Source organism: Pantoea sp. XY16 (genome assembly GCF_025153065.1).
GTDB classification, from domain to species: domain Bacteria; phylum Pseudomonadota; class Gammaproteobacteria; order Enterobacterales; family Enterobacteriaceae; genus Pantoea; species Pantoea alfalfae.
Genome location: NZ_JANZNP010000023.1, coordinates 1 through 4,919 on the forward strand (window position 1 = coordinate 1; position 4,919 = coordinate 4,919).

The following is a 4,919-nucleotide window of genomic DNA, read 5'->3' on the forward strand; positions in this document are numbered from 1 at the left end:
TCAGTCGCAGCAACAACCAGGATCGCGCCGTCCATCTGCGCAGCACCGGTGATCATGTTTTTCACATAGTCGGCGTGACCTGGGCAGTCAACGTGAGCGTAGTGACGTGAAGCAGTCTCATACTCAACGTGTGCGGTGTTGATGGTAATACCGCGGGCTTTTTCTTCAGGGGTGCTGTCGATCTGGTCGAATGCACGCGCCTGGCCGCCGTTGGTTTTAGCCAGTACGGTAGTGATAGCTGCAGTCAGGGTGGTTTTACCGTGGTCAACGTGACCGATGGTGCCCACGTTTACGTGCAGTTTGTTACGTTGAAATTGCTCTTTAGCCATCGCTAGTCCCTCTAAGACACGGATATATCAATGATATCATCACATTAACCAGGCAATGCCTGACTGCAAGGAAGTTACAGAGAAAATCAGGAGGGAGATTAAAGGAAGTGGTGCTGATACCCAGAGTCGAACTGGGGACCTCACCCTTACCAAGGGTGCGCTCTACCAACTGAGCCATATCAGCACATCTGGAGCGGGCAGCGGGAATCGAACCCGCATCATCAGCTTGGAAGGCTGAGGTAATAGCCATTATACGATGCCCGCATCCTGGAACTCGGCTACCTGTTCTTTCTGTAGCTTGCAGAAAACAGAGAATGACTCTCTGTTATCTACTGCCTGCCAGCGAAGCTGACCGGCTTTGACTTCGCTAACGCTCAGTCTGAATTCAGGGTGATAAATGACTCACCTGACAGATAAACAGGTTGTCTATCTGTACTCAACCGTGAGGCTGAGATGGTGGTGGGAGAAGGATTCGAACCTTCGAAGTCTGTGACGGCAGATTTACAGTCTGCTCCCTTTGGCCGCTCGGGAATCCCACCTACTTGATTGGTGCCGGCTACCGGAATCGAACTGGTGACCTACTGATTACAAGTCAGTTGCTCTACCAACTGAGCTAAGCCGGCATCAAGTGGTGCGCATTCTAGGAAGGTCGGGCGTCGGATGCAACTAAAAAATCGCATATTTTTTTCTATCGCTTACTATTTGTGCAAATCGTCGCATTTTCGCGATTTTTTGCAGAATATTTGTGCAATCCGGCCCTGTTTTTACCGGCTCAGCCAGTTCTGACCGACGCTTCACTCCGTGCGAAAGCGCTCTTTCGGGCAGATAAATGATCCACGGCCCACGCCTTTATTTTGCCTTTACGCACTGAGTGATGCTTTTTTGAACCACTCTGCATCATTTTTTTGTTCACCGGCGCGCTTCAGCAGAAAATGGAGCCGCTTTGCGACCAAAAAAACCGTTTTTTTTGGCGCCACCGTTACGAACGGTCTCAGAAAGGCAGACGGTTTTGCCGGGGATGTCGTCCGGCATCGGGTTTTGTCTTTCTCCCGCTCTTCTGTGCCCTCCTCTCCCGCGTTTACGCCCTCAAGCCAGGCCCGTAGTCGGATAAGGGGATTAACGCCACCCAGTGGCTGTGAGGCGCGGTAAGATAATAAACAACCCCGGATCGGTGAAAACAGCGACTATCGTAACGTTTTGTGGGTATGCCGACGAAAGCGAGATCGCCTCTATCTTTTTACTTCTGTTGAAAGCCATACTGGTGATACCCTCCAGCCCATTGTTCTCACTGATAAACCAGCGATTCGTGACTCACTTCACCCGTACTGTCCTGCTTATCGGCTAACACGCGGTTGATAGTAATGAATTTGCGGTCAGATGCATGCTTATGAATAAAACACCCCCCCTGACAACGCCTTATCTGGAGTTCACTCGTGAGCAGTGGGCTGCATTACGTGATTCTGTGCCGATGACGCTGTCAGAGGAAGAGATCGCGCAGCTCAAGGGCATCAACGAAGATCTTTCGCTGGAGGAAGTCGCAGAAATTTATCTGCCACTTTCGCGTCTGCTTAATTTCTATATCAGCTCTAACGTTCGTCGGCAGGCGGTACTGGAGCAATTTCTGGGCACAAATAGCCAGAAAATCCCCTATATCATTAGTATTGCGGGGAGCGTCGCGGTCGGTAAAAGTACGACTGCGCGTGTACTGCAGGCGTTGCTCAGCCGCTGGCCTGAACATCGTAAAGTGGAATTGATCACGACGGATGGCTTCCTTCACCCTAATGCCGTGCTGAAAGAGCGTGGCTTAATGAAGAAAAAAGGCTTCCCGCAATCTTATGATATGCACCGGCTGGTCAATTTCGTCTCCGACTTAAAATCCGGAGCCAGTCAGGTGACCGCCCCGGTCTATTCGCACCTGATTTATGATGTCATCCCTGACGGCGATAAAGTGATACAGCAGCCAGATATTCTTATTCTGGAAGGTCTGAACGTATTACAGAGCGGCATGGACTATCCCCATGACCCCCATCACGTCTTTGTTTCGGACTTCGTTGACTTCTCTATCTATGTAGATGCAGAGGAAGACCTTCTGCAAAGCTGGTATATCAATCGATTCCTGAAATTCCGTCAGGGTGCCTTTACCGATCCAGACTCCTACTTCCACCATTACGCCCAGCTCTCAGAGGCAGAAGCGGTTGAGATAGCGGGTAATCTATGGAAAGAGATTAACTGGCTCAATCTGCAGGAAAATATCCTGCCGACGCGTGAAAGGGCCAGCCTGATCATGACCAAAAGTGGCGATCATGCGGTCGACAAGGTTCGCCTGCGTAAATAACCGCGGTCATAAAAAAGCCTGCATCAGTGCAGGCTTTTTTAATCAGACAGGACGCAGTGATATTTCCCCACCCACCCAGGCTTTTATTTCGCCATCCTGCTCCAGTAATAAACCACCCTGGCTGTCGACGCCCCGTGCAATACCATGCACTTCACGTTCGCCGATGAGCAGCTTAACGTGCCGGTTAATAAAATTGTCCAGTGCCGCCCAGCGCGAGATAAAGGCAGTTAATCCCTCCTGCTCAAACAGCGGCAGGGCCTCGCGCAGGCTGTTGATCAGACGGGCTGCCAGCTCATTGCGGTTCACGCTTACTCCGGCCTCCTGCAGATTAATCCAGCCCTGATTAATCTGTGAAGCATCCGCTGTCCGCATCGCCAGGTTGATGCCCGCCCCCATAACGATCTGCGCAGCATCACCGGTTTTGCCGGTCAGTTCGACCAGAATACCTGCCAGTTTCCGATCGTTGAGGTAAATGTCATTGGGCCACTTTACCCGGACATCATCGGCACCGAGTGAACGTAATGTTTCAGCCATAACAATGCCGATGACCAGACTAAGACCCATCGCCGCAGCCGGACCCTGCTCAAGACGCCAGTACATGGACATGTAGAGGTTGGCACCAAAAGGAGAGAACCATTGACGACCACGACGGCCACGACCTGCCTGCTGGTATTCTGCTATGCAGGCGGTGCCAGACGGCATGTCATGCATGCGTTCCAGCAGATACTGATTTGTGGAATCAATCACCGGTATAACCGAGACATGACCCTGCTTCACCTGTGACAGAATTGCCTGCTCATCCAGCAGCTGTATTGGGGCAGAGAGGCTATAGCCTTTCCCTGTCACGGTATAGACGTCAAGACCCCAGCTTTTTAGTGTCTGGATGTGCTTATTGATGGCGGCACGACTCATGCCCAGTGTGTCGCCCAGCTGCTCGCCAGAATGAAACTCACCATCAGATAAAATATCGACCAGTTTGAGCGGGACACTGTGGTCTTTCATACGATCACCCCGACAGCATTGCATTCACCTTGCGCCTGAATAAAGCGGACTTCGGGCTCAAGCCAGACATCAAATTTTTCACCTACCCGGGCGCGCACAGTTTTTGCCAGCGCAACGATATCCTCAGGTGTGGCATGGTCAGCGTTAATCAGTACCAGAGCCTGTTGCTGGTGAACGGCGGCACCGCCGATGCGATACCCCTTCAGCTGACACTGATCGATAAGCCACCCTGCGGCCAGCTTGGTTTCACCATCTGGCATCAGATAGTGTGGCATCGCAGGGAAATGGGTCAGCAGAGAGCTACGCTGCGCCTCGGTGACGACCGGGTTTTTAAAGAAGCTGCCGACATTACCGGTGACTTTCGGATCCGGTAATTTGCTCTGCCGCATCTGGCATACCGCGTGATAGACATCCCAGGCATTGGCTGTCACCGGGTTAAGCGTTTTCAGGTCGCCATAGGTTAATACGGGCTGCCATTGCTTAGGCAATATTATCCCGACCGCGACGATGACATAGCCTGACTGGTAGCGATGTTTAAAAATGCTGTCACGATAGCCAAATTCACAGGCTTCACGATTGAGACGTTCTGTCTCACCACTGTGCAGGTTAAGTACATCCACATATTCGCAGACATCTTTTAATTCCACACCATAGGCGCCAATGTTCTGAATCGGTGCCGAGCCGGTCATCCCAGGGATCAACGCCAGGTTTTCCAGGCCGGTAATCCCTTTTTCCAGCGTACTCTTAACCAGCTGATGCCAGTTCTCACCTGCCCCGACATGCAACTTCCAGCACTCAAATTCATCCTGAATTTTGATGCCTTTGATGCGATTCAGCACTACGGTACCGGCAAAATCCTCCAGGAAGAGGACATTACTGCCTTCACCGAGCACAAGGAAAGGTGTTTGATTACGCTGGCTATCCTGCCATGCGGCCAGAATGGCGGCTGGCGTCTCTGCGACGATGCGTTTTTGTGTGTGTACTTCAAGCCCAAGCGTATTGTCGGCTTTTAAGGAAGGATGCTGGCTGGACATTTGACGGCCTTTACTGAGTTATCTGGCCGTAGTTTACCGTATCAGAGAGGGGTTCTCAGGCTGTTTTCGGAGATTATGGTGCGGTTTTTCACGATCTGCAGACGTAAAAAAGCCCCGCACTGCGTGCGGGGCTTCTTCACTTATTTGATGCCTGGCAGTTCCCTACTCTCGCATGGGGAGGCCCCACACTACCATCGGCGCTACGGCGTTTCACTTCTG

Annotated in this window: 4 protein-coding genes and 4 tRNA genes; 1 reads left to right on the forward strand and 7 read right to left on the reverse strand. The window is 51.7% G+C overall.

Going from position 1 to position 4,919, the window contains the following annotated elements; translation table 11 throughout:
* From N1689_RS22000 to N1689_RS22020, 5 genes are all read right to left on the reverse strand, one after another.
* Positions 1 to 329, reverse strand: a 329-nt coding sequence (locus N1689_RS22000) for a GTP-binding protein (RefSeq protein ID WP_260060220.1), incomplete at its 3' end; no start/stop codon positions are given.
* A gap of 108 nt (positions 330 to 437) precedes the next feature.
* Positions 438 to 513: transfer RNA gene (locus tag N1689_RS22005), tRNA-Thr, on the reverse strand.
* 5 nt (positions 514 to 518) lie between these two features.
* Positions 519 to 593: transfer RNA gene (locus N1689_RS22010), tRNA-Gly, on the reverse strand.
* Between the two features lie 190 nt (positions 594 to 783).
* Positions 784 to 868 (reverse strand) — tRNA-Tyr (locus tag N1689_RS22015).
* Between the two features lie 8 nt (positions 869 to 876).
* A tRNA-Thr gene (locus N1689_RS22020) sits at positions 877 to 952 on the reverse strand.
* Between the two features lie 764 nt (positions 953 to 1,716).
* Between N1689_RS22020 and coaA the strand changes: the two genes are divergently transcribed.
* The gene (gene coaA, locus N1689_RS22025) at positions 1,717 to 2,664 is read left to right on the forward strand and encodes a type I pantothenate kinase (protein ID WP_161736986.1); all 948 of its coding nucleotides are present in this window, start codon (positions 1,717 to 1,719) and stop codon (positions 2,662 to 2,664) included.
* A gap of 42 nt (positions 2,665 to 2,706) precedes the next feature.
* Here coaA and birA read toward each other — a convergent pair whose 3' ends face one another.
* Both birA and murB read right to left on the reverse strand, forming a co-directional pair.
* The gene (gene birA, locus N1689_RS22030; RefSeq protein WP_161736985.1) at positions 2,707 to 3,666 is read right to left on the reverse strand and encodes a bifunctional biotin--[acetyl-CoA-carboxylase] ligase/biotin operon repressor BirA; all 960 of its coding nucleotides are present in this window, start codon (positions 3,664 to 3,666) and stop codon (positions 2,707 to 2,709) included.
* A complete protein-coding gene (gene murB / locus N1689_RS22035) occupies positions 3,663 to 4,700 on the reverse strand; it encodes a UDP-N-acetylmuramate dehydrogenase (protein WP_161736984.1) in 1,038 nt (345 codons plus the stop codon). The genes birA and murB overlap by 4 nt, the downstream gene beginning before the upstream one ends.
* Between the last annotated feature and the right edge of the window lie 219 nt (positions 4,701 to 4,919).

Coding starts and splice junctions, on each gene's coding strand:
- coaA (WP_161736986.1), top strand. CDS start 1,717: ATGAATAAAACACCCCCCCTGACAACGCCTTATCTGGAGTTCACTCGT.
- birA (WP_161736985.1), bottom strand. CDS start 3,666: ATGAAAGACCACAGTGTCCCGCTCAAACTGGTCGATATTTTATCTGAT.
- murB (WP_161736984.1), bottom strand. CDS start 4,700: ATGTCCAGCCAGCATCCTTCCTTAAAAGCCGACAATACGCTTGGGCTT.